The organism is Pseudomonas sp. S60 (genome assembly GCF_016647865.1).
In the GTDB taxonomy this organism is placed as follows: Bacteria; Pseudomonadota; Gammaproteobacteria; order Pseudomonadales; family Pseudomonadaceae; genus Aquipseudomonas; species Aquipseudomonas parafulva.
Genome location: NZ_JACVVH010000002.1, coordinates 1 through 23,953, shown reverse-complemented (window position 1 = coordinate 23,953; position 23,953 = coordinate 1). Strand labels below are relative to the sequence as shown.

General features: G+C 62.0%; 26 protein-coding genes. 18 read left to right on the top strand and 8 right to left on the bottom strand.

Annotation, left to right across the window (positions count from 1 at the left end; translation table 11 throughout):
* Positions 1 to 58: 58 nt before the first annotated feature.
* Positions 59 to 955: a LysR substrate-binding domain-containing protein gene (locus tag IAE33_RS00975; RefSeq protein ID WP_060481753.1), complete on the bottom strand. Its 897-nt coding sequence runs from the start codon at positions 953 to 955 to the stop codon at positions 59 to 61.
* Positions 956 to 1,062: 107 nt separating this feature from the next.
* Here IAE33_RS00975 and IAE33_RS00970 point away from each other — a divergent pair, with 107 nt between their 5' ends.
* The 8 genes from IAE33_RS00970 to rpoS all read left to right on the top strand — a co-directional run bounded on the left by IAE33_RS00970 (position 1,063) and on the right by rpoS (position 8,207).
* Positions 1,063 to 2,175: an S-(hydroxymethyl)glutathione dehydrogenase/class III alcohol dehydrogenase gene (locus IAE33_RS00970; RefSeq protein WP_060481752.1), complete on the top strand. Its 1,113-nt coding sequence runs from the start codon at positions 1,063 to 1,065 to the stop codon at positions 2,173 to 2,175.
* An 8-nt stretch (positions 2,176 to 2,183) separates the two neighbouring features.
* The gene (gene fghA / locus IAE33_RS00965) at positions 2,184 to 3,035 is read left to right on the top strand and encodes an S-formylglutathione hydrolase (RefSeq protein ID WP_201161743.1); all 852 of its coding nucleotides are present in this window, start codon (positions 2,184 to 2,186) and stop codon (positions 3,033 to 3,035) included.
* A 50-nt stretch (positions 3,036 to 3,085) separates the two neighbouring features.
* The gene (gene ispF, locus IAE33_RS00960) at positions 3,086 to 3,559 is read left to right on the top strand and encodes a 2-C-methyl-D-erythritol 2,4-cyclodiphosphate synthase (protein WP_060481750.1); all 474 of its coding nucleotides are present in this window, start codon (positions 3,086 to 3,088) and stop codon (positions 3,557 to 3,559) included.
* Complete coding sequence (gene truD, locus IAE33_RS00955) at positions 3,556 to 4,614, top strand: tRNA pseudouridine(13) synthase TruD (protein ID WP_201161742.1); 1,059 nt, start codon at positions 3,556 to 3,558, stop codon at positions 4,612 to 4,614. The genes ispF and truD overlap by 4 nt, the downstream gene beginning before the upstream one ends.
* Entirely contained in the window at positions 4,602 to 5,351 is a 750-nt protein-coding gene (gene surE, locus IAE33_RS00950) for a 5'/3'-nucleotidase SurE (RefSeq protein ID WP_201161741.1), read from the top strand. The genes truD and surE overlap by 13 nt, the downstream gene beginning before the upstream one ends.
* 35 nt (positions 5,352 to 5,386) lie before the next feature.
* A complete protein-coding gene (locus IAE33_RS00945) occupies positions 5,387 to 6,025 on the top strand; it encodes a protein-L-isoaspartate(D-aspartate) O-methyltransferase (protein WP_161629595.1) in 639 nt (212 codons plus the stop codon).
* A 217-nt stretch (positions 6,026 to 6,242) separates the two neighbouring features.
* Complete coding sequence (locus IAE33_RS00940; RefSeq protein ID WP_028635009.1) at positions 6,243 to 7,091, top strand: peptidoglycan DD-metalloendopeptidase family protein; 849 nt, start codon at positions 6,243 to 6,245, stop codon at positions 7,089 to 7,091.
* A gap of 108 nt (positions 7,092 to 7,199) precedes the next feature.
* On the top strand, positions 7,200 to 8,207 hold the full coding sequence (rpoS, locus tag IAE33_RS00935; RefSeq protein ID WP_028635010.1) for an RNA polymerase sigma factor RpoS: 1,008 nt from the start codon (positions 7,200 to 7,202) through the stop codon (positions 8,205 to 8,207).
* 504 nt (positions 8,208 to 8,711) lie between these two features.
* Here rpoS and fdxA read toward each other — a convergent pair.
* Together fdxA and mutS are read right to left on the bottom strand one after the other, a co-directional pair.
* On the bottom strand, positions 8,712 to 9,035 hold the full coding sequence (gene fdxA / locus IAE33_RS00930; protein ID WP_028635011.1) for a ferredoxin FdxA: 324 nt from the start codon (positions 9,033 to 9,035) through the stop codon (positions 8,712 to 8,714).
* 140 nt (positions 9,036 to 9,175) lie between these two features.
* Entirely contained in the window at positions 9,176 to 11,749 is a 2,574-nt protein-coding gene (gene mutS, locus IAE33_RS00925; protein WP_201161740.1) for a DNA mismatch repair protein MutS, read from the bottom strand.
* A gap of 181 nt (positions 11,750 to 11,930) precedes the next feature.
* On the opposite strand from mutS, the gene IAE33_RS00920 reads away from it, so the two are divergent.
* The 4 genes from IAE33_RS00920 to recX all read left to right on the top strand — a co-directional run bounded on the left by IAE33_RS00920 (position 11,931) and on the right by recX (position 15,204).
* Complete coding sequence (locus IAE33_RS00920) at positions 11,931 to 12,995, top strand: hypothetical protein (protein ID WP_201161874.1); 1,065 nt, start codon at positions 11,931 to 11,933, stop codon at positions 12,993 to 12,995.
* 57 nt (positions 12,996 to 13,052) lie between these two features.
* Positions 13,053 to 13,535 (top strand): CinA family protein, encoded by a 483-nt coding sequence (locus tag IAE33_RS00915; protein ID WP_201161739.1) that lies wholly within the window; start codon positions 13,053 to 13,055, stop codon positions 13,533 to 13,535.
* 103 nt (positions 13,536 to 13,638) lie between these two features.
* Positions 13,639 to 14,715 carry a recombinase RecA gene (gene recA, locus IAE33_RS00910; RefSeq protein ID WP_028635015.1) on the top strand — a complete coding sequence of 359 codons (1,077 nt, stop codon included), beginning with the start codon at positions 13,639 to 13,641 and terminating at the stop codon, positions 14,713 to 14,715.
* Between the two features lie 21 nt (positions 14,716 to 14,736).
* Entirely contained in the window at positions 14,737 to 15,204 is a 468-nt protein-coding gene (gene recX, locus IAE33_RS00905) for a recombination regulator RecX (protein WP_201161738.1), read from the top strand.
* A gap of 4 nt (positions 15,205 to 15,208) precedes the next feature.
* On the opposite strand, the gene IAE33_RS00900 is transcribed toward recX, so the two are convergent.
* A complete protein-coding gene (locus IAE33_RS00900) occupies positions 15,209 to 16,276 on the bottom strand; it encodes an LOG family protein (RefSeq protein ID WP_201161737.1) in 1,068 nt (355 codons plus the stop codon).
* A 122-nt stretch (positions 16,277 to 16,398) separates the two neighbouring features.
* Positions 16,399 to 16,818: a quorum-sensing-regulated virulence factor family protein gene (locus IAE33_RS00895; protein ID WP_201161736.1), complete on the bottom strand. Its 420-nt coding sequence runs from the start codon at positions 16,816 to 16,818 to the stop codon at positions 16,399 to 16,401.
* 213 nt (positions 16,819 to 17,031) lie between these two features.
* Here IAE33_RS00895 and IAE33_RS00890 point away from each other — a divergent pair, with 213 nt between their 5' ends.
* From IAE33_RS00890 to IAE33_RS00880, 3 genes are all read left to right on the top strand, one after another.
* The gene (locus tag IAE33_RS00890; RefSeq protein WP_201161735.1) at positions 17,032 to 17,742 is read left to right on the top strand and encodes a tRNA-uridine aminocarboxypropyltransferase; all 711 of its coding nucleotides are present in this window, start codon (positions 17,032 to 17,034) and stop codon (positions 17,740 to 17,742) included.
* A gap of 180 nt (positions 17,743 to 17,922) precedes the next feature.
* Positions 17,923 to 18,573 carry a response regulator transcription factor ErdR gene (gene erdR / locus IAE33_RS00885; protein WP_028635019.1) on the top strand — a complete coding sequence of 217 codons (651 nt, stop codon included), beginning with the start codon at positions 17,923 to 17,925 and terminating at the stop codon, positions 18,571 to 18,573.
* A 73-nt stretch (positions 18,574 to 18,646) separates the two neighbouring features.
* Complete coding sequence (locus tag IAE33_RS00880; RefSeq protein WP_201161734.1) at positions 18,647 to 19,015, top strand: diacylglycerol kinase; 369 nt, start codon at positions 18,647 to 18,649, stop codon at positions 19,013 to 19,015.
* Here IAE33_RS00880 and IAE33_RS00875 read toward each other — a convergent pair.
* On the bottom strand, positions 19,012 to 19,938 hold the full coding sequence (locus tag IAE33_RS00875; protein WP_060481742.1) for a LysR family transcriptional regulator: 927 nt from the start codon (positions 19,936 to 19,938) through the stop codon (positions 19,012 to 19,014). The genes IAE33_RS00880 and IAE33_RS00875 overlap by 4 nt on opposite strands.
* Before the next feature lie 119 nt (positions 19,939 to 20,057).
* Here IAE33_RS00875 and fpr point away from each other — a divergent pair, with 119 nt between their 5' ends.
* Positions 20,058 to 20,837, top strand: coding sequence for a ferredoxin-NADP reductase (fpr, locus tag IAE33_RS00870; protein ID WP_028635022.1), 780 nt, complete (start codon positions 20,058 to 20,060; stop codon positions 20,835 to 20,837).
* Between the two features lie 96 nt (positions 20,838 to 20,933).
* Here fpr and IAE33_RS00865 read toward each other — a convergent pair whose 3' ends face one another.
* Both IAE33_RS00865 and IAE33_RS00860 read right to left on the bottom strand, forming a co-directional pair.
* On the bottom strand, positions 20,934 to 21,455 hold the full coding sequence (locus IAE33_RS00865) for a SprT family zinc-dependent metalloprotease (protein WP_268933234.1): 522 nt from the start codon (positions 21,453 to 21,455) through the stop codon (positions 20,934 to 20,936).
* Positions 21,456 to 21,533: 78 nt separating this feature from the next.
* Entirely contained in the window at positions 21,534 to 22,133 is a 600-nt protein-coding gene (locus IAE33_RS00860; protein WP_201161732.1) for a Yip1 family protein, read from the bottom strand.
* 258 nt (positions 22,134 to 22,391) lie between these two features.
* On the opposite strand from IAE33_RS00860, the gene ttcA reads away from it, so the two are divergent.
* A complete protein-coding gene (gene ttcA / locus IAE33_RS00855; protein WP_028635025.1) occupies positions 22,392 to 23,216 on the top strand; it encodes a tRNA 2-thiocytidine(32) synthetase TtcA in 825 nt (274 codons plus the stop codon).
* A 4-nt stretch (positions 23,217 to 23,220) separates the two neighbouring features.
* Entirely contained in the window at positions 23,221 to 23,892 is a 672-nt protein-coding gene (locus tag IAE33_RS00850) for a DNA-3-methyladenine glycosylase I (RefSeq protein WP_201161731.1), read from the top strand.
* Positions 23,893 to 23,953: the final 61 nt, after the last annotated feature.

Below are 23,953 nucleotides of genomic sequence, written 5' to 3'. Positions count from 1 at the left end.
CGGCGGTGCGGCGATCCGATTCACCCGCGAAGAGGCCGGTATTAAGCAGCACACCCCTTCAGCCGAAACGATACTCCGGCAACCCGGTCAACCCTTGCTTCAGGTAATCCACCAACCGCCGCACCTTCGGCGACAGGTGCCGTTGCTGTGGATACAGCGCCCACACTGCCGTGTTCGGCGGCTGGTGTGCTTCCAGCAGTGACACCAGCGCCCCAGTGTTCAGGTGCTCCAGCACGTAGTAATCCGGCAACTGGCACAACCCGATCCCCTGCAGCGCAGCATCCAGCACTGCCTGCCCGCTGTTGCAGCGCCAATTGCCCTGCACCCGTTGGCTGAGCTCGCGCCCTTCCAGCTGCAGCGCCCACACGTCCGAGCTGCCGATCAGGCAGTTGTGGCGGGCGAGCTCGGACACGCTGTGTGGCCTGCCATAGCGTTCAAGGTAGGCGGGTGAGGCACACAGGTACATGCGTCGTGGCGCCAGGCGCGTGGCCACCAGGCGAGAATCGGCCAGGCGGCCCAGTCTTATCGCCAGGTCCATGCCGTGATGCACCAGGTCGAGGGTGTGGTTGCTCAGCTCCACGTCCACCCGCAACTGCGGGTACAGGGCCATGAAACGCGTCACCAGCGGCACGATGAACCGTTCGCCATACGCCACCGCGCAGGTCATGCGCAGCAGCCCTTTGGGCTCGCTGGCCAGGTCGCCCATGGCGCGCAGCGCTTCCTCGCGGCCGTCTTGCAGGCGCTGGCAATGCTGCAAAAAGGTCTGCCCCGCCTCGGTCAGCGTCACACGGCGGGTACTGCGGTACAGCAGGCGTGTTTGGACCCGCTCTTCAAGGCGGGCGATCTGGCGGCTCACGTGGGACGACGAAACCCCCAGGCGTTCGGCCGCCGCGGTGAACTGGCCAGACTCGGCCACTGCGACGAATTCGTCTATGCCTTCCCAACGGTTAAGCATCGATTGTCCCTGTGCAGCAATAATGTTTTGAGCTGGGGCTGATTATTCATCAAATCAAGGTGAATTACACTGCAGGCCATTGTTCAACACCTGTATGGAGACCTTTGATGATCAAGTCCCGCGCTGCCGTAGCCTTCGAAGCCAAGAAACCGTTGGAAATCGTCGAAGTGGACGTGGCCATGCCCAAGGCCGGGGAAGTGCTGCTGCGCGTTGTCGCCAGCGGCGTCTGCCATACCGACGCCTACACATTGTCGGGCGCCGACCCGGAAGGCATCTTCCCGTCGATTCTGGGCCATGAAGGTGGCGCAATCGTCGAAGCGGTAGGCGAGGGCGTCACCTCGGTTGCCGTTGGTGACCACGTGATCCCGCTGTACACCCCTGAATGCGGCAAGTGCAAGTTCTGCCTGTCGGGCAAGACCAACCTGTGCCAGGCCATCCGCGCCACCCAGGGCAAGGGCCTGATGCCAGACGGCACCACGCGTTTTTCGTACAAGGGCCAGCAACTGTTCCACTACATGGGCACCTCGACCTTCTCCGAGTACACCGTGCTGCCGGAAATCTCCGTGGCCAAGATCCAGAAAGAAGCCCCGCTGGAGAAGGTCTGCCTGCTGGGCTGTGGCGTTACCACCGGCATCGGCGCGGTGTTGAACACCGCCAAGGTCAAGCCGGGTGACACCGTCGCGGTCTTCGGCCTGGGCGGTATCGGCCTGTCGGCGATCATCGGCGCGGTCAAGGCCAAGGCCTCGCGCATCATCGCCATCGACATCAACCCGGCCAAGTTCGAGATCGCTCGCCAGTTGGGTGCTACCGATTGCATCAACCCGAAGGAGTACGACCGCCCGATCCAGGAAGTCATTGTCGACCTCACCGACGGCGGCGTGGACTTCTCCTTCGAGTGCATCGGTAATGTCCAGCTGATGCGTGCGGCGCTGGAGTGCTGCCACAAGGGCTGGGGGGAATCGGTGATCATCGGTGTCGCCGGCGCCGGGCAGGAAATTGCCACCCGTCCGTTCCAGCTGGTTACCGGCCGGGTATGGCGCGGTTCGGCGTTCGGTGGGGTACGCGGGCGCAGTGAGCTGCCAAGCTACGTCGAGATGTCGCAGAACGGCGAGATTCCGCTGGACACCTTCATTACCCATACCATGGGCCTGGAAGACATCAACAAGGCGTTCGACCTGATGCATGAAGGCAAGAGCATTCGCAGCGTCATTCACTTCTGAGGTTTGCCATGAGCCTGGACAACATCTCCTGCCAGAAAAGCTTCGGCGGCTGGCACAAGCGTTACCGGCATCACTCCAAGGTGCTGGGCTGCGACATGGTGTTCGCTGTGTACCTGCCGCCACAAGCGGAGCAGGGCGCCAAGCTGCCGGTGCTGTACTGGCTCAGCGGCCTGACCTGCACCGACGAGAACTTCATGCAGAAGGCCGGTGCCCAGCGCCTGGCTGCGGAGCTCGGGTTGATCATTGTGGCGCCCGATACCAGCCCGCGTGGCGAGCAGGTACCGGGCGACCCCGACGGTGCCTGGGACTTCGGCCTGGGCGCCGGGTTCTACCTGAATGCTACCCAGCAACCCTGGGCCCAGCACTACCGCATGCATGACTATGTGGTGCAGGAGTTGCCCGCGCTGATCGAGGCACACTTCCCCGCGTCGGGGGAGCGCAGCATCAGTGGCCATTCCATGGGCGGGCACGGCGCGCTGGTATGCGCCTTGCGCAACCCGGGGCGGTATCGCGCGGTATCGGCGTTTTCACCCATCAGCAACCCCATGGATTGCCCATGGGGCGAGAAGGCGTTCAGCCGCTACCTGGGTGAAGACCGCGCCCGCTGGCGCGAGTGGGACGCCAGCGTGCTGCTGGCCGAAACCCCGGCCGGGCAGTGCCCACCGTTGCTGGTGGATCAGGGCGACCGCGATGACTTCCTGGAACAGCAGCTCAAGCCTGAAGCACTTGAGCAGGCTGCGCGCAAAGGCGGTCACGACCTGACCTTGCGCCTGCAACCTGGCTATGACCACAGTTATTACTTCATTGCCAGTTTCATCGAGGACCACCTGCGCCATCACGCCGCGGCATTGGGGCGCTAGCCTGCAAATACAGGTAGAATCACGCCCTGACTCATTCAGGGCGTTTTTCTATGCGTATTGGCCACGGCTACGATGTGCACCGTTTCTGCGACGGTGATTTCATTACCCTGGGCGGGGTGCGTATCCCCCACAAATACGGCCTTCTGGCCCACTCTGATGGCGACGTGCTGCTGCACGCCGTGAGTGATGCGCTGCTCGGTGCTGCGGCCCTGGGCGATATCGGCAAGCACTTCCCCGACACTGACCCGCAGTTCAAGGGCGCGGACAGCCGTGTGCTGCTGCGCCATGTGCTGAGTGTGGTCCAGGCCAAGGGCTGGAAGGTGGGCAACGTGGATGCCACCATCGTCGCCCAGGCGCCCAAGATGGCGCCGCATATCGACACCATGCGCCAACTGCTAGCCGACGACCTGCAGGTTGGCCTCGATCAGGTCAACGTCAAGGCCACTACCACCGAAAAACTGGGCTTCGCAGGCCGCGAGGAGGGGATCGCCGTGCATTCGGTTGCCCTGCTGCTGCCAGCATGACCGAACAGGAACTGCTGGGCCCGCGCGCATCGGGCGAACCCCTGGGCAGCGCCGTACTCAAGGCGGTAGCTGAAGACTTCCAGGTGGATGAGGTACTGGATATTCCGTTGTCCGGGCAGGGCGAACACCTGTGGCTATGGGTGGAAAAGCGCGACCTCAACACCGAGGAGGCGGCTCGCCGCCTGGCCCGTGCTGCGGGTGTGCCAGCGCGTGCTATCAGCTACGCCGGGCTCAAGGACCGCCAGGCGCTGACCCGCCAGTGGTTCAGCCTGCACTTGCCTGGCAAGGCCGACCCGGACCTGTCGCGGGCCGAAGATGCCAGCCTGCGCGTGCTCAAGCAGGCGCGCCACCAGCGCAAGTTGCAGCGTGGCGCCCACTCCGCCAACGGTTTCACCTTGCGCCTCACGGCCCTCAAGGCAGATCACCAGGCCATCGATGCGCGTTTGGCGCTGCTCAAGCAGCAAGGGGTGCCCAACTACTTCGGTACCCAGCGCTTTGGCCACGGTGGTGGCAATGTGCATGATGCCCTCGAGTGGGCGGCACGCAAGGCCCTGCCCGAGCAGCGCAACGTGCGCTCGCGGTTGCTCTCGGCCGGGCGCAGCTACCTGTTCAACCAGGCGCTGGCTGCGCGCGTGGCCCAAGGCAACTGGGACCAGGCGCAGGTCGGCGATTTGCTGGCCTTCACCGACAGCCGCAGTTTCTTCCCGGCGGGTGAGGCCGAATGCAGTGACCCACGGCTGGCGGTGCTCGACCTGCACCCCACCGGCCCGTTGTGGGGCGAAGGCGCGTCACCCGCTGCTGGCGCCTGCGCAGACCTGGAAAATGCCATCGCCGCGCGTCAGCCAGCACTCTGCCACTGGTTGTCGCAGGCGGGCATGGATCACGAACGGCGCATCATGCGGCTCCCTATTGGCGGCCTGACGTGGCATTATCCCGAGCCTGATATCCTGCAACTGGAATTCGTCCTTCCGGCCGGATGCTTCGCCACCGTAGTAGTGCGCGAAGTCGTGGATCTGGTGCCGGCAGGGCAGACGGACAGCCCATGCGTATTCTGATTTCGAACGACGATGGTGTTACTGCACCCGGCATCGCCGCGCTGCACGCTGCGCTGGCGGATTACGCCGAGTGCACGGTAATCGCCCCTGACCAGGACAAGAGCGGCGCCGGCAGTTCGCTGACGCTGGACCGCCCGCTGCATCCCGTGACCCTGGCCAATGGCTTCATCAGCCTCAATGGCACGCCCACCGACTGTGTGCACCTGGGGCTCAACGGCCTGTTGCCGCAAACGCCCGACATGGTGGTGTCAGGCATCAACCTGGGCGCCAACCTGGGCGATGACGTGCTGTACTCCGGCACGGTCGCAGCGGCGCTCGAGGGGCGTTTCCTGGGTGGCACATCGCTTGCTTTCTCGCTGCTGTCTCGCCAGCCCGACAATTTGCCGGCTGCCGCGCACATCGCCCGTCGTTTGGTAGAGGCACAGTCGCGCCTGGTGTTGCCACCGCGTACCGTGCTCAACGTCAACATCCCTAACCTGCCGCTGGAGCGCATCCGCGGCATCCAGCTGACCCGTTTGGGGCACAGGGCCCGTGCGGCGGCACCCACCAAGGTGGTCAACCCGCGCGGCAAGGAAGGTTACTGGATAGCCGTGGCCGGTGACGCCGAGGATGGCGGCCCGGGTACCGACTTCCATGCGGTCATGCAGGGGTATGTGTCAATAACGCCGTTGCAGTTGGACCGCACCTTCAGTGATGCCTTCGAGCAGCTCGATGGCTGGCTGGAGGGGCTGCTTTGATGCGCGAGGACGATATGCTGCGTCGCGGTATCGGCATGACCTCCCAGCGCACCCGGGAGCGGCTTATCCAGCGCCTGTGCGAAGAGGGTGTATCGAACACCCAGGTGCTGGATGTGATCCGCCGCACGCCCCGTCACCTGTTCGTCGACGAGGCCCTGGCCCACCGGGCCTATGAAGACACCGCGCTGCCGATCGGGCACAACCAGACCATCTCGCAACCGTTCATGGTCGCGCACATGAGCGAGTTGCTGCTCGAAGCCGGGCCGTTGGACAAGGTGCTGGAGATCGGCACCGGCTCGGGTTACCAGACCGCCGTGCTGGCGCAATTGGTGGAGCGGGTTTTCTCGGTTGAGCGCATCAAGGTGCTGCAGGATCGCGCCAAGGAGCGTCTGGTTGAGTTGAGCCTGCGCAACGTGGTGTTCCGCTGGGGCGATGGCTGTGAGGGCTGGCCGGCATTGGCGCCCTACAACGGTATCATCGTGACGGCGGTGGCGCCGGAAGTGCCCCAGGCGTTGCTGGACCAGCTGGCACCCGGTGGGCGCATGGTGATCCCTGTGGGGCCTGCCGGCGAGGCTCAGCAACTGATGCTGATCGTGCGTGAAGAACATGGCTTCTCGCGCCGGGTTCTGGGCGCGGTGCGTTTCGTGCCGTTGCTGAATGGGCCTGTGGCCTGAGCCGCCGGCCTTGCCGGCGGGCTATTTTTACAACAGCAGCGAATTCTTGCCGCGTCGTCCTGTCTATCAGGCGGTACGCACAGGTTGCGCCGGGCTATGATCGGCCTTTGCAGCAGCGTGTTGCATCTGCCTGGGAATGCCGGCGAGCTTCGTTATAATTGCAATACTATTGCATTTCTTGTTCAAAGAAGATTTCGGCACCATGAGGGGAGCGCGGGTGGTTCACACAGTCTTTCGGCAGCGCAAGGACAGCTCGGCTTTCAAGCTCGTGGTGCTCGCCATGGCCCTGGGCGCGCTGCTGGTGGGGTGCTCCAGCAGCGGTAGCAACAACGCACGGGTGGTCGACCGTAACAGCGCTGCGCCCAAACGGCCTACGGTGACGTCCGGGCAATACGTGGTCAAACCGGGTGACACGCTGTTTTCCATCGCTTTCCGCTATGGCTGGGACTACAAAGAGCTGGCCGCCCGCAACGGTATCGCACCGCCCTACACCATACGCCCCGGCCAGGCCATTCGTTTCAGCACGGGTGCGTCGGGCAGCACAACGGTGGTCGCCAGCCCGTCTTCCTCCAGCCGTACCACCGTGACTCGTCGTCCGGTGGGCACCTCGCCGGCGGCCCCTGCCAGCACCACCAAAACCGTTACTACGACCACTGCCCCTGTGGTGGCTACGGTGCCCGCTGCAGAACGTGCGGTGGGTGGCTGGACATGGCCGGCCAATGGGGTGCTGATTGGAAAATTTGCTTCAAACGGTAGTTTGAATAAAGGCATTGATATCGCCGGTGATTTGGGACAGCCTGTTTTTGCTGCGTCGGGTGGTACAGTGGTCTACGCCGGGAGTGGTTTAAGGGGCTACGGCGAGTTGATCATCATCAAACACAGCGATACCTACGTCAGTGCCTACGGTCACAACCGCAGGCTGTTGGTTCGGGAGGGGCAGCAGGTCAAGGCAGGGCAGTCGATTGCTGAAATGGGGTCCACAGGCACAGATAGGGTGAAGCTGCATTTCGAGATTCGCCGCCAGGGCAAGCCCGTCGATCCTCTCCAGTTCCTGCCACGTCGTTGACCGTTGTACCGGCCTGTTTCCCGTGACGTAGAGGGGACAGGCTCCAGCGCTGCCAGGGATACAGGTGCCGCTTGAGTCTGAGTTCGAACTCAGCAAAGGACTATAACAATGGCTCTCAGTAAAGAAGCGCCGGAGTTTGACATCGACGATGACGTCCTCCTCATGGAGACGGGTATCGTTTTGGAAACGGATGTGGTGTCAGACGAACCTGCTGTATCCTCGGTTCGGACCAGGGCCAAGTCGGGCCCTTCGCTCAAACAACACAAGTACATCGATTACAGCCGGGCGCTCGATGCCACCCAGCTGTACCTCAACGAGATCGGCTTCTCGCCCCTGTTGTCGCCGGAAGAGGAGGTGCATTTTGCGCGGTTGTCGCAAAAAGGCGACCCCGCCGGCCGCAAACGCATGATCGAAAGCAACCTGCGCCTGGTTGTGAAAATTGCCCGCCGTTACGTGAACCGTGGCTTGTCGTTGCTCGATCTGATCGAGGAGGGCAACCTGGGGTTGATCCGTGCCGTTGAGAAATTCGACCCGGAGCGTGGTTTCCGCTTTTCCACCTACGCCACATGGTGGATTCGCCAGACCATCGAGCGGGCGATCATGAACCAAACCCGCACCATCCGCTTGCCCATCCACGTGGTCAAGGAGCTGAACGTTTATTTGCGTGCAGCCCGTGAGCTCACCCAGAAACTGGATCATGAGCCTTCGCCGGAAGAAATCGCTACCCTGTTGGAGAAGCCTGTTGCGGAGGTCAAGCGTATGCTCGGTCTCAACGAGCGGGTATCGTCAGTCGACGTCTCGCTAGGGCCGGACTCAGACAAGACCTTGCTCGATACGCTCACTGACGACCGCCCGACCGATCCTTTCGAACTGCTTCAGGACGATGATCTTTCCCAGAGCATCGATCAGTGGCTGGGTGAGCTGACCGATAAACAGCGCGAGGTGGTAGTGCGTCGTTTTGGCCTGCGCGGCCACGAGAGCAGCACCTTGGAGGATGTCGGGCTGGAGATCGGCCTGACCCGTGAGCGCGTTCGGCAGATCCAGGTAGAAGGGCTGAAGCGTCTGCGCGAAATCCTTGAGAAGAACGGCTTGTCCAGCGAGTCGTTGTTCCGATAAGCAGCTGCTGCCTTACCCCCTGAAACGCCCCGGCATGCCGGGGCGTTTTCGTATGTGAGGTAATCACTCGAATATTCCTCAACCCCTAACAGAGTCGCTCAACGCCTACAGGTTGCAGCTTGGCGTGTAAGTGTTTGCTTACTCGTCGCGTAAGCCATGTATGCGAGGGAGAGTAAATCATTGTCGTTTTCAGTCTGGCTTTTTTCACAAGTGACTGAAAAACATGATGTTTTTGCCTGTGAGGAAATGTATCCAGGGCAACATCGTGAGAGGTTTGCCGGTTGTCTCCCTCAGCCGAATCGCTAGTATTCGAACTGTGCACACGGACATGCACAGGCCTTCAGGAAGAAAGCCAGGGACATCGCAAGAAGCGATTTCATCAGGATGATGTTCAGGACAAGCAGGGACTACGGAAAAAAATGTGGGCGGGTCAAACCGCCCCTTTTTTTGCCCGCTAGAAAGCAAAAAAGGCCCTGCAAGGGCCTTTTTGTATTGCGCTGCTGCTTAGCGTTGCAGATCGGCAAGCTTGCCGGTCTTGCCATCCCATTCCTCTGCGTCGGGCAGGGCGTCCTTACGCTCGGTAATGTTCGGCCAGATCTCTGCCAGCTCGGCATTCAGCTCAATGAAGTTTTCCATGCCCGAAGGCACTTCGTCTTCCGAGAAGATGGCTTGCGCCGGGCATTCAGGCTCGCACAGGGCGCAATCGATGCACTCGTCCGGGTGAATGACCAGGAAGTTCGGGCCTTCGTAGAAGCAGTCCACCGGACAGACTTCCACGCAGTCGGTGTATTTGCATTTGATGCAGTTGTCGGTGACGACGAAGGTCATTTCTAATTCTCTCCTCAGGCGACGGCGGCGGCCCTTCCTCTTGGGGCCGCGCGGTTTACGGGTACATGGCTGCAGGCCAGGCTAATAACCTGCAGCACCAGCAAACCGCGGCGGATTCTACCAGCTTGTAGTGGACGCCGTTATAACAGGTTCTTTAGTTGATATAGCATTTCGATAGCTTGACGCGGGGTCATGTCATCCAGCTGCAGCTTGCCCAGCTTCTCGATGGCTGGGTGGGGCAGGCTGGCGAACAGGTCGCTCTGGTGCGGCACCTGTGGCGCGCCCTTCGGACCCGGCACAGCAGGCGGTTCATGGGGCAGGCTGTTGGTTTCCAGGCGTGCCAGGTGCTCCCGTGCGCGCTGGATGACCGCAGTTGGCACCCCGGCCAACTGCGCCACCGCCAGGCCATAACTCTGGCTGGCCGGCCCTGGCAGCACATGGTGCAGAAACACGATGCGTTCATTGTGCTCGGTGGCATTGAGGTGCACGTTGGCCACCAGCGGCTCGCTGTCGGGCAGTACCGTCAGCTCGAAGTAGTGCGTGGCGAACAACGTATAGGCACGCAGGCGCGCGAGGCGCTCGGCCGCTGCCCAGGCCAGCGACAGGCCGTCAAACGTGCTGGTACCGCGGCCGACTTCGTCCATCAGCACCAGGCTGCGGTCTGTAGCGTTATGCAGGATGTTGGCCGTTTCGCTCATCTCCACCATGAACGTGGAGCGCCCGCCCGCCAGGTCATCGCTGGAGCCGATGCGGGTGAAGATCCGGTCTACCGGCGACAGTTCGCAGCTGGCTGCCGGTACAAAGCTGCCAATGTGGGCCAGCAGCACGATCAGCGCGGTCTGGCGCATGTAGGTGGATTTACCGCCCATGTTCGGCCCGGTGATCACCAGCATGCGTGTGTTATCGTCCAGGCCCAGGTCGTTGGCCACGAACGGGGTGGTGAGCACCTGCTCGACCACCGGGTGACGGCCCTGCTCGATGCGCAGGCAAGGGTGGTCGACGAAGCGTGGGCAGTTCAGGTCCAGGTTCAACGCGCGCTCGGCCAGGTTGCTGAGCACATCCAGTTCGGCCAGGGCTGCGGCGCTGTCCTGCAGCGGCGCAAGGTGGCTGATGAGGGTTTCCAGCAGGGCATCGTAGAGCATCTTTTCGCGGGCCAGGGCCCGGCTCTTGGCCGACAGCGCCTTGTCCTCGAATGCTTTCAGCTCTGGGGTGATGAACCGTTCGGCGCCTTTCAGCGTCTGGCGGCGGATGTAGTCGCCCGGCGCCTGTTCTGCCTGCTTGGTGGGCAGCTCGATGAAATAACCGTGCACGCGGTTGTAGCCGACCTTGAGGTTGGCCAGGCCGGTACGGGCTTTTTCACGGGCTTCCAGGTCGATGAGAAACTGACCGGCGTTTTCGCTGATCGCCAGCAGGTCATCCAGCTCGTTGTCATAGCCGGCCTTGAGCACACCGCCATCACGGATGACCGCCGGTGGGTTGTCCACGATCGCCCGTTCCAACAGGCTGGCAAGCTCCGGGTAGGTGCCGGTAATGGCGGCCAGGCGCGCCAGGTGAGGGGCTTCCAGTTCGGCCATGGCGTTCTGCAGTTCGGGCAGTGCGCCCAAGGCATCACGCAGGCGGGCGAGATCGCGGGGGCGTGCGTTACGCAGGCCGATGCGCGCCAGAATACGTTCGATGTCGCCGATTTCCTTCAACTGCGGTTGCAGTTTTTCGAACCGGTAGCCCTCGAGCAGGCATCGGATCGAGTCCTGCCGGGCCTGCAGCACCTTGAGGTCGCGCAGCGGCCGGTTCAGCCAGCGGCTCAGCAGGCGGCTGGCCATGGCGGTCTGGCAACGGTCGATCACCGATTGCAGGGTATTGTCACGCCCACCCGCCAGGTTGATGTCCAGCTCCAGGTTGCGGCGGCTGGCACCGTCGAGGATCACGGTGTCGTCCAGGCGTTCATGGCGCAGGCTGCGCAGGTGCGGCAAGGCGGTCCGCTGGGTCTCCTTCGCGTAGGTCAGCAGGCAGCCAGCGGCGCCGATGGCCAGGGTCAGCTTGTCGCAGCCAAAGCCCTTGAGGTCCTTGGTTGCAAATTGCTGGCACAGCGCCTTGCGCGCGGAGTCGCGGTCGAAATCCCACGGCGCACGGCGGCGAGCCCCCGGGCGCTTTTCGGCAGGCAGGTCGCGCGGCCAGTCGTCCGGGATCAACAGCTCCACCGGGTTCAGGCGTTCCAGTTCGGCCAGCAGGTTTTCCCAGCCCTTGAGCTCCTGAACGCTGAAATTGCCACTGGTGATGTCCAGCACAGCCAGGCCGAACAGGCGGTCATCGCCCAGCAGCGCGGCAATCAGGTTGTCGCGGCGCTCGTCCAGCAGCGCTTCGTCGCTGACTGTGCCGGGCGTGATGATACGCACCACCTGGCGCTCGACCGGCCCTTTGCTGGTGGCCGGGTCGCCGATCTGCTCGCAGATCACCACTGACTCGCCCAGCTTCACCAGCTTGGCCAGGTAGCCTTCCAGCGAATGGAACGGCACGCCGCACATGGGGATGGACTGGCCGGCTGACTGACCGCGGGCGGTCAGGGTGATGTCCAGCAGGCTGGCGGCCTTTTTCGCATCTTCGTAGAAGATCTCGTAGAAGTCGCCCATGCGGTAGAACATCAGCTGGTCCGGGTGCTGGTTCTTCAGCTTCCAGTACTGCTGCATCATCGGGGTGTGTGCGGAAAGATCAGACATTCGGGGCCTTACAGCGGGTGATCTGGTTGGCGATGGTAAACCCGCAATGGTACAGCCTTTTTGCTTGCCATGCAGGCGCCCGCAAGTGGGCAAATCGGCGCAGTTGGCGCTCGGGGGTGGAGCCCGGCGACATCAGGCTTTAGAATGGCGAGCCCCGATGAAGACCCAAGCCGCTATTTGCATGAATGTCTCCACGCGCGTTTCTTTTGTAGACCAGCAACTTATCTACCTTCTGTACGGCAAGCGTCGTACCTATCAGTTAGAGGCCAAGTTCAGCATTCTCACCGCCTTGGCGCGCTGTGAACCCGGCGAGTGCCCCGTTATTCGTGTGCTTACCGACGAGCCCCAGGCATTTGCCGGGTGGCCCGTGGAAGTGGTCAGGCTGGACACGCAGACCCTTCAAGCCTGGGCGCCCGATGGCAGTTACACCCATCGGCGCAAGGCCTGCGCCATTGCCCAGGCTTGCGAATGGGCACAAAAGACTATTTTCATCGACACCGACACGGTGTTTCTGCAACCTGCGCAGCGGCTCTTCGAACAGGTGGGTGCCGGCCAATTTCTGATCGACGAAGTGGAGTCGAGCTGGGCCAAGGCCTCGCGCAAGCGTCATTACCGCGCCCTCACCCGTGGGTTGGCGGCGACAGGCCAGTTGCCACCCGATGACCTGCAGCTGTGCAACAGTGGGGTACTGGGCCTTGCGCATGAAAACGCATCCGTTGCCCAGCGGGCGATCGCCCGGATCGACGACTGGGCCGCCTACAGCCGCGAGCTGCTGACCATCGAGCAGATTGCATTCTCGTTTGAAATCCACGGCGCGCGCATCAATCAGGCGCGGGGTTTGATCAGCCATTACTACGCCATGAAACCGTACCTTCATGCCATCCAGGACGTGTTCTTCGCCCGCCATGGCGAGGGCTTCCATGCCGACATGCCGGCCTTGGCGCTGCAGGTGCCAGCGTACCGCCCGCTGCCCTCGTGGTCGATGCGCGTTGGCGTGAAGCTGAGCCTGCTGCGCGTGCCTCGTGAACTGCGTGGCGTTGCCCGCAAGCTGCTTTACGGCAGTGCGATAAGTGGTGACGAGTACCTGCAGGCCTGCAAGGTGGTGTGGTGGCGCTCGGCGATCGACGACATGCGCATGCTCGGCGGCCTTGACTGGACCAATGGCTGGCCTGCAGGGCTGCCGCGGCTCAGGCGCAGGGATGAGCGCGTCATCAGCAAGATTGCGCGGGAAAGCCTGAACGTTTGAGCGGCCAGTGGCTCTACCAGGATGGTAGGGTAGCGCCCACCCTTTCAGGAGCCTGTCATGGACCCGATCACCACGCTCGCCACCCAGCTGGGCGAACACCTGCAGCGCATTAATGCGCAGGTGAGCACTGCTGAATCCTGCACCGGTGGCGGTATCGCCGAGGCCATCACCCGCATCGCCGGCAGCTCGGCGTGGTTCGAGGCCGGTTACGTGACCTATTCCAATGCGCAGAAAACTCGGCAGTTGGGCGTGCCTGAGCAGTTGTTCGGGCAGGTCGGGGCGGTGAGCCAGGAGGTGGTCGAAGCCATGGTGCGCGGGGCGCAAGCCGCCAGTGGTGCACGTTTTGCCGTTGCGGTCAGTGGGGTGGCCGGCCCTGGCGGTGGTTCGCCGGCCAAGCCGGTGGGTACCGTATGGCTGGCCTGGGGCGATGGCAGCCGCGTGGTCAGCATACGCCGCCAGTTCGACGGCGACCGCGAGGCGGTGCGCCGGCAGACGGTGATCACCGCTTTAGAAGGCTTGTTACAGCTTGCCCCGCGGTAAATCGACGACAGGGGTTTGCGTAGGCGTTGGCCTGTGGAATAATACTGGCTACTTATACAGGTATCCCGGCCGTCAGGGCCAAGTCGAACACGTGAGGATTTCAATGGACGACAACAAGAAGCGCGCCTTGGCTGCGGCCCTGGGTCAAATCGAACGCCAATTCGGCAAGGGCGCGGTCATGCGCATGGGCGACCACGAGCGCCAGGCCATCCCCGCCATTTCCACCGGCTCCCTGGGGCTGGACATTGCGTTGGGCATCGGCGGTTTGCCAAAAGGCCGTATCGTCGAAATCTACGGCCCGGAGTCGTCGGGTAAAACCACGCTGACGCTGTCGGTCATCGCCGAAGCCCAGAAAAGCGGCGCCACGTGCGCGTTCGTCGACGCCGAGCACGCCCTGGACCCGGAGTACGCCGGCAAGCTGGGCGTCAATGTCGACGACCTGCTGGTTTCGCAGCCAGACACCGGCGAGCAGGCCCTGGAAATCACCGACATGCTGGTGCGCTCCAACGCGGTTGACGTGATCATTGTCGACTCCGTAGCTGCGCTTGTGCCGAAGGCGGAAATCGAAGGAGAAATGGGTGACATGCACGTGGGCCTGCAGGCTCGTCTGATGTCCCAGGCCTTGCGCAAGATCACCGGTAACATCAAGAACGCCAACTGCCTGGTGATCTTCATCAACCAGATCCGGATGAAGATCGGCGTCATGTTCGGCAGCCCGGAAACCACCACCGGTGGTAACGCCCTGAAGTTTTACGCATCGGTGCGCCTGGACATCCGCCGTACTGGCGCGGTCAAGGAAGGCGATGAAGTGGTGGGTAGCGAAACTCGCGTCAAAGTGGTCAAGAACAAGGTTTCGCCGCCGTTCCGTCAGGCTGAGTTCCAGATTCTTTACGGTAAGGGTATTTACCGTAACGGCGAGATCATCGATCTGGGCGTATCCCAAGGGTTGGTCGAAAAGTCGGGTGCCTGGTACAGCTATCAGGGCAATAAAATCGGTCAGGGCAAGGCCAACGCCGCCAAGTACTTGCAAGAAAACCCAGCTATCGGTAACGAGATCGAGAAGCAGGTTCGCGACAAATTGCTCACCGCAGGCGCCGCTGCCGCGGCAGCAGCTGCTGGCAAAGCTGCAGCAGCAAAAGCTGACGCCGACGACATGGCTGACGCCGACGCTGGTTATTGATCGCGCGGTCGTTGCTAAATTATGCCCGCCGTACTCGACACCCCTGTCGCCATTCGGCGGGCTGCCATGGACCTGCTCGCGCGACGTGAGCACGGTCGCGTTGAACTGACACGCAAGTTGCGCCAGCGCGGTGCGATGGATGAGCTGATCGAGCCTGAGCTTGATCGGCTTTGCGATGAAGGGCTGCTAAGCGAAGCCCGGTACCTGGAAAGCTTCATCAGGTACCGTTCCGGCTCTGGTTATGGTCCGGCGCGCATTCGCGAAGACCTCGGTCAACGTGGGTTGGCTCGAACTGATATCGACCAGGCACTGCGTGAAAGCGAAGTGGATTGGGGGGAGCGCTTGCGGGATGTCTGGCAGCGCAAGTTCGCCGGCCAGCCCCCGCAGGATCCGCGCAGTCGTGCGCAGCAAACACGCTTTCTGGCCTACCGCGGCTTCCCCCTGGATATGATCGGTCGTTTGCTCAACGGGCGCGATTTGGACGACTGACGTGTTATGTCAGCCAGTTCTCCGGCACGTTGATGAAGTTCACCAGCTCTCTTAGCCGACCCTGGTCGCGACCGGTAAAGGCGAAGGACAGGCGGGTGAGGTGCCCATAGTCGGCCGTTTCATGTTCGGCGCTGCTGTCGGGCTGCTGTTCAAATTCCCCATTCATGCACAAGTCCGCGAAGGTTTCCCGTATGTCCTGGAGTGCGGCGGCACTCAGGGCGTGTTGCATACGAATCACGAACTGGCTCTTCAACCAACGGCTTGAATGGTAATTGCGGTAGAACTGGTTGATTTCCTCCACCGCCTCATCAGCTGTATGCACCAGGCGGACCAGCTTCAGGTCGCCGGGCAGGATGTAGCGGTTTTCTTCGAGTTGATTGCGGATGAAAGCCAGGCAGTCGCGCCAGAAGGTGCCGTCGGGTGAGTCCAGCAGTACCACGGGTACCAGCGGGCTTTTGCCGGTCTGGATCAAGGTCAGCACTTCAAGCGCTTCGTCCAGTGTGCCAAAGCCGCCAGGGCAGAGCACCAGCGCATCGGCCTCCTTGACGAAGAACAGCTTGCGGATGAAAAAGAAGTGGAAAGGTAGCAATTTGTCCGTGCCATCCACCGTGGCATTGGCATGTTGCTCGAAGGGCAGGGTGATGTTGAAACCGAGGCTGTGATCGCTGCCGGCACCCTCGTGCGCTGCGGCCATGATGCCGCCACCGGCGCCAGTGATTACCATCAGGTCCGAGCGTGCAAGGGTGGCGCCCAGTTCGCGGGCGATAGCGTACATCGGGTGCTGCAGTGGCGTGCGCGCCGAGCCGAATACGGTTACCTTGCGGCGGCCCTTGTACCGCTGCAGGGCACGGAAAGACTGGTCAAGTTCACGCAGTGCCTGCGCTGTGATCTTGGCGCTCCAGCGGTCGGCATCGTCATGAGCCATGCGCAGAACGGTCAGCATCATCTCGCGGTACAGCGGCAGGTTGGGGCTGGCGGGTGCCACGAGTTGCAACTGTGCGTCGATGTGGCTGAGGTCGATGTTGTTGTCGCGGAAATGGCCGGAAAGCAGTTCGTTCGATTGATAAGGCATGCAACTTCTCCTTCTGCACCCTCTCAATCTAGCCCTTTGCGCAGCATCATGCCCAGCCGCAATGGCTGCCGGTCAGCCGGCAATGGGCGCCGCGGCGCCCAGGTAACCGGCCAATGCGGCCATTACTTCTTCTTGTTGCCTGCCACGCAGCTGGCGCTGTCGAAGGCTTGATCCATCACAGGCTGGTTGGTCTTGTACACGGTAAAGCGGTAGACCATCACGGCACCCTTGGACATCAGGTTGCGGAACCCGCTGTTGCGGCACACGCTGTCGCCCAGCTGGCTGCGAACCTGCTCGGGGTTGGATTGCATGCGCGCAGCATGCTCGCCACGCACGCTCAGGTGGTTGATCAAGGCCTTGCCTTCAACGGTGTAGCCTTGGTCGAGAATGTCTTCGTTGATGGCGCGGGGCGTGCCGACGCTGCTTTCCTTGGCGACCTTCTGCAGCATCGTGTTCAGGTCGTAGTCCTGCTTGGAAGCCGCCTGGGCTGCCAGAGGCAGAGCGAGCATCAGGCTCAGGGCGGGGGCGATGAGGCGCAGCATGAATCTCTCCTGTTCGGTGACTGGCGCTTGGACATGCATGTGTCTGCGGCGTTCCGTGAGCACCGCACGGCGCCTGTGCCTGGCATAAAGCCGCGATTATAGGGGGCGCGCCGCCCGCTGCACAGCAATGGGTGGCGCTTCTGTTAAACTGCACGCCGTTTTTGCTCGAGCTATTACCGTGCCTATTTTCAACCTGCCTGGAGGCCTGCCGGCATGAGCCACGCGGTAGCGCGTCTGCGTGCCGAACGCCTGGCCCGCAGTAACAAGCCCTTCGTTGCCCGTGGATCACGGGCGCAACGCTGCCCCGATTGCCGGGTTATTGCCACGCACTGCCTGTGTGCCTGGAAGCCCAAGGTGCAAGCCGAGTCAGGCATTTGCCTGCTGATGCATGACACCGAGCCATTGAAGCCCACCAACACTGGCTGGCTGATTGCCGACCTGATCGAGGACACTTCCGCCTTTGGCTGGCTGCGCACCTCGGTCGACGAGGGCTTGCTGGCATTGCTAGACGACCCGCATTGGCAGCCCTATATCGTTTTTCCCGGTGAATTCGTTGCTGAACAACGTGTGGTCAATGATGTGGTGCGCGAGCCCGGCAAGCGCCCGCTGTTCATCCTGCTGGATGCCACGTGGACCGAGGCGCGCAAGATGTTCCGCAAAAGCCCGTACCTGAACCGCTTTCCGGTGCTGAGCCTGCAGGCCGAGCAGATGTCACGCTACCGCTTGCGCCGTTCCCGTCGTGATGACCACTTCTGTACCGCCGAGGTTGCGGCCATGTGCCTGGACCTGGCCGGGGATGCAGTAGCCTCCCAGGCGCTGGATGCCTACCTGGATGTCTTCAGCCTGCATTACCTCAGTGGCAAGCGGCGTGTGCCGCTGGACGAGCAGGATGACACCCATCGCCGTTTGCATACCTTCCTATAGTCCAAGGGGCATGCCCCGGGCTTTGGTTCATAATGATGAGGCTGGGCAGCCAGGACAGGCGAGGCGGCAGGGCGGCTGGCTTGCCTTCCTGGGCCGCGCTCGGCATCCTTGGCGCCGATTCCCCGCCGGGCAGCCCCGTTTGAGACCGGGCGCCGGGTACAGAACAGGATCACTAGATCGATGGCCACGTACGAAATCCTGATTGCCGATGACCACCCGCTGTTCCGTGGTGCCTTGCGCCAAGCCGTAACGCTTGGTCTGGGCCCGGACGTTCGCCTGGTAGAGGTTGCCAGCATCGCCGAGCTGGAAACCCGCCTGAGCGAAAAAGCAGATTGGGACCTGGTGCTATTGGACCTCAACATGCCAGGCGCCTATGGTTTCTCCGGGCTGGTGCTGCTGCGCGGGCAGTACCCGCAGATACCTGTGGTGATGGTCTCTGCGCAGGAAGAGGCCGCCGTGGTGGTCAAGTCTCGCGAATTCGGCGCCAGCGGGTTCATCCCCAAGTCAAGTACCCTGGAGGTGATCCAGGACGCCGTGCGCAAGGTGCTGGACGGTGAAGTATGGTGGCCGCCCCAGGCGTTCGAGAAGGTGGATGTACCGGCCGAGGCCAAGGCCGCCAGTGCAGGCCTGGCGAGCCTGACGCCCCAGCAGTTCCGGGTGCTGACGATGGTGTGCGAAGGCCTGCTGAACAAGCAGATCGCTTACGAACTGAGCGTATCCGAAGCCACCATCAAGGCCCATGTCACGGCCATCTTCCGCAAGCTGGGCGTGCGTACGCGTACCCAGGCCGCGCTGTTGCTGCAACAACTTGAATCGGTTGCCAGCACCTGACTGCGCGTGGCTTCACGCTTTTTTGACCCCTGCCGGTCTAGTCTGCTGGCCTTTTCGTTGTTAAGCGACCCTCATGACTCCATCACCCTTCAAGGGCCAGACCGGCCTTAAACGTATCCTGAACGCCGCTGGCTATTCGCTGGATGGGCTGCGCGCCGCATTCAAGGGCGAAGCGGCATTTCGCCAGTTGGTGCTGCTCAACGTGCTGCTGATCCCCATCGCCTTCTGGCTGCCGGTCAGCCGTGCCGAGCGGGCGATCATGATCGCTGTCTGCTTGTTGGGCTTGATCGTGGAACTGTTCAACTCGGCGGTGGAGGCAGCCATCGACCGCATTTCACTGGAGCGTCACCCGCTGTCGAAAAATGCCAAGGACATGGGCAGCGCTGCGCAGTTCGTGTCGCTCAGCATGATGGCGCTGGTGTGGGGCGTAATCCTGCTCTAGGCGATAGGCGGCAACACGATTTCATCACTGCGGGTGACGCCGGCAGTGAAGTTGCGGCACAGCTGCAGGAACTCGCGCATGGCCGATGTCTGGTATTTCTGCTTGTGCCAGATGAAGTAGAACTGGCGCATCAGGTCCAGCTCCGGGGTTTCCACGGCAACCAGGCTACCCCGGCGGAATGCATCGCGCAGCGCCAGGCGCGAGATGCAGCCGATGCCCAGCCCAGACTCCACCGCACGCTTGATGGCCTCGGTATGCTCCAGCTCAAGGCGGATATCCAGATGGGAGCGGTGGTGTCGCATCGCCTGGTCGAACGTAAGCCGCGTGCCTGAACCCTGTTCGCGCAGGATCCAGGCCTCCCCGGCCAGCGTCTGCACATCGGCACGGCCCTGTTTGGCCAGCGGATGCTGCGGCGCGCAGAACACCACCAGCTCATCCTCCACCCAGGGCTGGACCTCAAGGTCTGGATGGTTGCAATCGCCTTCGATCAGACCCAGGTCAATTTCATGGTGAGCAACCTGTTGCACGATATGCGCGGTGTTTTGCACGTGCAGCTTCACCTGGCTTTCCGGGTGAAGTTGCATGAAGCTGCCGATCAGCAAGGTGGCCAGGTAGTTGCCAATGGTCAGCGTGGCGCCCACGGCCAGCGAGCCGAAGCCGGACTTGCCATTGAGCAGGTCCTCGATTTCCTTGGCCTGGTCAAGCAGGGCGACAGCCTGAGGCAGTAACTGGTGCCCCAGCGCATTGAGGCTCAGGCGCTTGCCCGCGCGGTCGAACAGCTGGCAGCTGCACTGGCGCTCGAGTTCGGTGATAGAGGTGCTGGCAGCAGATTGCGACAGCGCAAGCAGGCTGGCTGCTCGCGACACGCTCTGGTGCTGGGCGACGGCCACGAAGACCTGAAGTTGACGAAGTGTAAATCGCATATCGATATAACCGATAACACATATCTTGATAATTCAGTTAACAGATATTGTCGCTGCCCCTAAACTATCGCGCAACTACGCGCCCTCTGCGCCGCGTCTTTTTTCAGGAGCCCCATTAGATGAGCAACATGAACCACGAACGTGTCCTCAGTGTGCACCACTGGAACGACACCCTGTTCAGCTTCAAGTGCACCCGTGACCCGGGCCTGCGCTTCGAGAACGGTCAGTTCGTGATGATCGGCCTGCAACAAGACAGCGGCCGTCCGCTCATGCGCGCCTACTCCATCGCCTCGCCGAACTGGGAAGAGCACCTGGAATTCTTCAGCATCAAGGTGCCGGATGGTCCGCTGACTTCCCAGCTTCAGCACCTGAAGGAAGGCGATGAGATCATCATCAGCAAAAAGCCTACCGGTACGTTGGTACTCGATGACCTGAACCCGGGCAAGCACCTGTACCTGCTCAGCACCGGTACCGGCCTTGCGCCTTTCATGAGCGTCATCCAGGATCCGGAAACCTACGAGCGTTTCGAAAAGGTGATCCTGGTACACGGCGTGCGCTACGTGAACGAGGTGGCCTACCGTGAGTTCATCACCGAACACCTGCCACAGAACGAGTTCTTCGGTGAAGCGGTACGCGAAAAACTGATTTACTACCCCACCGTTACCCGCGAGCCGTTCGAGAACCAGGGCCGCCTGACCGACCTGATGCGCAGCGGCAAGCTGTTCAGCGACATCGGCCTGCCGCCGATCAACCCGCAGGACGACCGTGCCATGATCTGTGGCAGCCCCAGCATGCTCGACGAGACCAGCGAAGTGCTGGACAGCTTCGGCCTGAAGATCTCCCCACGCATGCGTGAGCCAGGTGATTACCTGATCGAGCGCGCCTTCGTCGAGAAGTAAGGCGCAGGCGGGTACAGAAAGGTGGCCTCGGTGCCACCTTTTTCGTGCCTGGGCGGCTGGCGCAATCGCTGGCATGCCAGCTAGAGCATCACCTCTCTATTCCAGCCGCGTTTCACCGCTATACACCAATATCCCCCGGCACCGCTTGCACAGGTAGCGCCGCCCCTGGCGAACCAGCCTGTGCCGCTGGGCCGTGAACGGGAAATCACTCTGCGGGCATGGGCAGCGGTAGATGTACCGGGTCGCCAGGCGGCGCTCGATTGCATAAGTGTGGCAGCGGCTGGGCGGCAGTTCGTACACGCCGCGCATGATCAACTGCCACTCCTGGCCGTGAGCCTGAATGCTGTCGCCGAACAGTTGGTGGGCCACCAGGTGCGCGACTTCGTGCGCCACCGTCTGGCGTAGAAAATCTTCTTGGTTTTCTCGATACAGCTGCAGGTTGAAGCGCAGTTTGTTCTCGTGAAGGTGGGCGACCCCTGCTTTTTGCCCGCGCAGTTTGAAGTTCACTTCCGGGCGGAGGAAGGGGCGTTTGAAGAAGGTTTCCGCTTGTTTGTAACAGGTTTCGACGCGTTGGATAAGCAGCTCGGGCATGGCGCAATGGTTCTCCTGGCCCGTCATTATGCCGCAACCGCGGGGAGGCAGCCGAGCCACCTGTCAGCGCGCCCCGGTTGGCCGGGCAGCGCGCTGACATCCGGCCTAGTTGGTGTAGACAGGCCCTACACCCAAGCCCCAGATGATGACAGTGGCCGCCATGATCGCCACCAGCACCACCAGCCCTACCGCCAGGACGGAGCTGGAAAACAGAAAGCCTTCATCCTGCGGGATGTTCATGAAGGTCGGCAGGCCCACGTACAGCAGATACACCGCGTAGCAGATAGCCGCTGTGCCTACCAGCATGCCCAGCCACAGGTGAGGGTAGAGCGCCGCCAAGCCGGCAATGAACAGTGGGGTGGCGGTGTAGGTGGCAAAGGCCGTGCACTGGGCCATGGACGGATTGGCATCGTAGGTACGTGCCATCCAGTGGATAAAGGCCGCCATTACCGCCACCCCGGCGAGCATGGCGACATAGGACATGATGCTCATCCAGAGTGCGCTTTGCAGGGTCAGCATTACCGCTGGCCGGTCGCCGATCACCCAGCCGACCTGGGTAGTGCCAATGAATGCCGAAAGGGCGGGTATCGCCGCCAGTATCAAGGTATGGGTCAGGTACATGTGGCTGATGGTTTCGTCTTCGCCACGGATTTCCCGCCATTCCCGGTCGGGGTGGGTAAACAGCCCAACGACGTGATGAATCATGCCGGTCACTCCTCTGAATGTTGCCAGTCGCCCCCTATGGAGCGCAGCGGCCCGAGGCCTGGACACCGAGCGAGCGGTATGTTGGCCCTATCACGCAGTATAGGAAGCGGTGACCCCATCAAGGCAGCACCTTTAGAGCAAATCGCACTCGCACACCTGCTGCTGATTACCGTGAAGTCTTTGTCGGAATGCCTACAGTGCTGGCGCATTTGTGCGTAAAATAGCCGGCTTTTGTCACACCTCGCGGATTCAAGCGCTATGGGCACCCTCTCGGTCAACCAGAACAAACTGCAAAAACGCCTGCGTCGTCTTGCCGGCGAAGCCATCACCGACTACAACATGATCGAAGATGGCGACAAGGTCATGGTCTGCCTGTCCGGCGGCAAGGACAGCTACACCATGCTCGACGTTCTGTTGCACCTGCAGAAGGTGGCGCCGATCCAGTTCGAGATCGTCGCGGTGAACATGGACCAGAAGCAGCCAGGCTTCCCTGAGCACGTGTTGCCTGCGTACCTGAAGGCGCTGGGCGTCGAGTACCACATCGTCGAGAAGGATACGTACTCGGTGGTGAAGGAGCTGGTGCCGGAGGGCAAAACCACCTGTTCGCTGTGCTCGCGCCTGCGCCGTGGCACCCTGTACACCTTCGCCGATGAAATCGGCGCAACCAAGATGGCGCTCGGTCACCACCGCGACGACATCGTCGAGACATTTTTCCTCAACATGTTCTTCAACGGCGCCCTCAAGGGCATGCCGCCGAAGCTGCGCGCCGATGACGGCCGCAATGTGGTCATCCGCCCGCTGGCCTACTGCAGCGAGAAGGATATCCAGGCCTACTCCGACATGAAGGAATTCCCGATCATCCCGTGCAACCTGTGCGGTTCGCAGGAGAACCTGCAGCGCCAGGTGGTCAAGGACATGCTGGTGGAGTGGGAGCGCAAGCACCCAGGCCGTACCGAGAGCATCTTCCGTGCGATGCAGAACGTGGCGCCGTCGCAGTTGGCCGACCGCAACCTGTTCGACTTCACCAGCCTCAAGATCGACGAAACCGCTGCGCCACGTTTTCTTGATGTGGTGAACATCTGAACCTATGCGCGATTACCAGTGGTTGCACGAGTTCTGCCTGAATCGCTTTGGCTCCGCCCAGGCCCTGGAGGCTTTTCTGCCGCAGCCGCGTACACCTGCGCAGTTGCGTGAAATAACCGACGACCGTTATCTGTCCACGCTGGCGCTGCGTGTGTTCCGCGCCGGGCTCAAGCACAGCCTCGTGGATGCCAAGTGGCCAGCATTCGAGCAAGTGTTCTTCGGTTTCGATCCGGAGAAGGTCGTGCTGATGGGGGCCGAGCACCTGGAGCGGCTGATGCAGGACACGCGCATCATCCGCCACCTGGGCAAGCTCAAAAGTGTGCCGCGCAATGCGCAGATGGTGTTGGACGTGGCGAAGGAGAACGGCAGCTTTGGTGCGTTCATCGCCGACTGGCCGGCTAACGACATCGTCGGGCTATGGAAGTACCTGGCCAAGCAGGGCAACCAGCTGGGCGGGCTGTCGGCGCCGCGGTTTCTGCGCATGGTGGGCAAGGATACCTTTGTGCCCACCGACGACATGGCGGCGGCGCTGATCGCGCAGAAAGTGATCGACAAGCCGCCGACCAGCCAGCGCGACCTGGCCTTGGTCCAGCAGGTATTCAACCAGTGGCAGGCCGAGAGCGGGCGGCCGCTGTGCCAGTTGTCAGTGATGCTGGCGCATACTGTCAACCATTGAGACCGCCGGGGCTGCACCGCCGCCCCCCGGCCGGGTGCCCCGTGCCCCGCCAGGGGCCGCG

Excerpts from the sequence above, each read along its gene's own strand:
- IAE33_RS00920 (WP_201161874.1), top strand. The coding sequence starts at position 11,931 with ATGAATGTCTCCACGCGCGTTTCTTTTGTAGACCAGCAACTTATCTAC.
- IAE33_RS00915 (WP_201161739.1), top strand. The coding sequence starts at position 13,053 with ATGGACCCGATCACCACGCTCGCCACCCAGCTGGGCGAACACCTGCAG.
- IAE33_RS00945 (WP_161629595.1), top strand. The coding sequence starts at position 5,387 with ATGACCTCCCAGCGCACCCGGGAGCGGCTTATCCAGCGCCTGTGCGAA.
- IAE33_RS00875 (WP_060481742.1), bottom strand. The coding sequence starts at position 19,938 with ATGCGATTTACACTTCGTCAACTTCAGGTCTTCGTGGCCGTCGCCCAG.
- surE (WP_201161741.1), top strand. The coding sequence starts at position 4,602 with ATGCGTATTCTGATTTCGAACGACGATGGTGTTACTGCACCCGGCATC.
- fpr (WP_028635022.1), top strand. The coding sequence starts at position 20,058 with ATGAGCAACATGAACCACGAACGTGTCCTCAGTGTGCACCACTGGAAC.
- IAE33_RS00975 (WP_060481753.1), bottom strand. The coding sequence starts at position 955 with ATGCTTAACCGTTGGGAAGGCATAGACGAATTCGTCGCAGTGGCCGAG.
- IAE33_RS00970 (WP_060481752.1), top strand. The coding sequence starts at position 1,063 with ATGATCAAGTCCCGCGCTGCCGTAGCCTTCGAAGCCAAGAAACCGTTG.
- IAE33_RS00850 (WP_201161731.1), top strand. The coding sequence starts at position 23,221 with ATGCGCGATTACCAGTGGTTGCACGAGTTCTGCCTGAATCGCTTTGGC.
- IAE33_RS00900 (WP_201161737.1), bottom strand. The coding sequence starts at position 16,276 with ATGCCTTATCAATCGAACGAACTGCTTTCCGGCCATTTCCGCGACAAC.
- ispF (WP_060481750.1), top strand. The coding sequence starts at position 3,086 with ATGCGTATTGGCCACGGCTACGATGTGCACCGTTTCTGCGACGGTGAT.
- fdxA (WP_028635011.1), bottom strand. The coding sequence starts at position 9,035 with ATGACCTTCGTCGTCACCGACAACTGCATCAAATGCAAATACACCGAC.
- IAE33_RS00890 (WP_201161735.1), top strand. The coding sequence starts at position 17,032 with ATGAGCCACGCGGTAGCGCGTCTGCGTGCCGAACGCCTGGCCCGCAGT.
- mutS (WP_201161740.1), bottom strand. The coding sequence starts at position 11,749 with ATGTCTGATCTTTCCGCACACACCCCGATGATGCAGCAGTACTGGAAG.
- IAE33_RS00880 (WP_201161734.1), top strand. The coding sequence starts at position 18,647 with ATGACTCCATCACCCTTCAAGGGCCAGACCGGCCTTAAACGTATCCTG.
- fghA (WP_201161743.1), top strand. The coding sequence starts at position 2,184 with ATGAGCCTGGACAACATCTCCTGCCAGAAAAGCTTCGGCGGCTGGCAC.
- rpoS (WP_028635010.1), top strand. The coding sequence starts at position 7,200 with ATGGCTCTCAGTAAAGAAGCGCCGGAGTTTGACATCGACGATGACGTC.
- erdR (WP_028635019.1), top strand. The coding sequence starts at position 17,923 with ATGGCCACGTACGAAATCCTGATTGCCGATGACCACCCGCTGTTCCGT.
- recX (WP_201161738.1), top strand. The coding sequence starts at position 14,737 with ATGCCCGCCGTACTCGACACCCCTGTCGCCATTCGGCGGGCTGCCATG.
- ttcA (WP_028635025.1), top strand. The coding sequence starts at position 22,392 with ATGGGCACCCTCTCGGTCAACCAGAACAAACTGCAAAAACGCCTGCGT.
- truD (WP_201161742.1), top strand. The coding sequence starts at position 3,556 with ATGACCGAACAGGAACTGCTGGGCCCGCGCGCATCGGGCGAACCCCTG.
- IAE33_RS00865 (WP_268933234.1), bottom strand. The coding sequence starts at position 21,455 with ATGACGGGCCAGGAGAACCATTGCGCCATGCCCGAGCTGCTTATCCAA.
- recA (WP_028635015.1), top strand. The coding sequence starts at position 13,639 with ATGGACGACAACAAGAAGCGCGCCTTGGCTGCGGCCCTGGGTCAAATC.
- IAE33_RS00860 (WP_201161732.1), bottom strand. The coding sequence starts at position 22,133 with ATGATTCATCACGTCGTTGGGCTGTTTACCCACCCCGACCGGGAATGG.
- IAE33_RS00895 (WP_201161736.1), bottom strand. The coding sequence starts at position 16,818 with ATGCTGCGCCTCATCGCCCCCGCCCTGAGCCTGATGCTCGCTCTGCCT.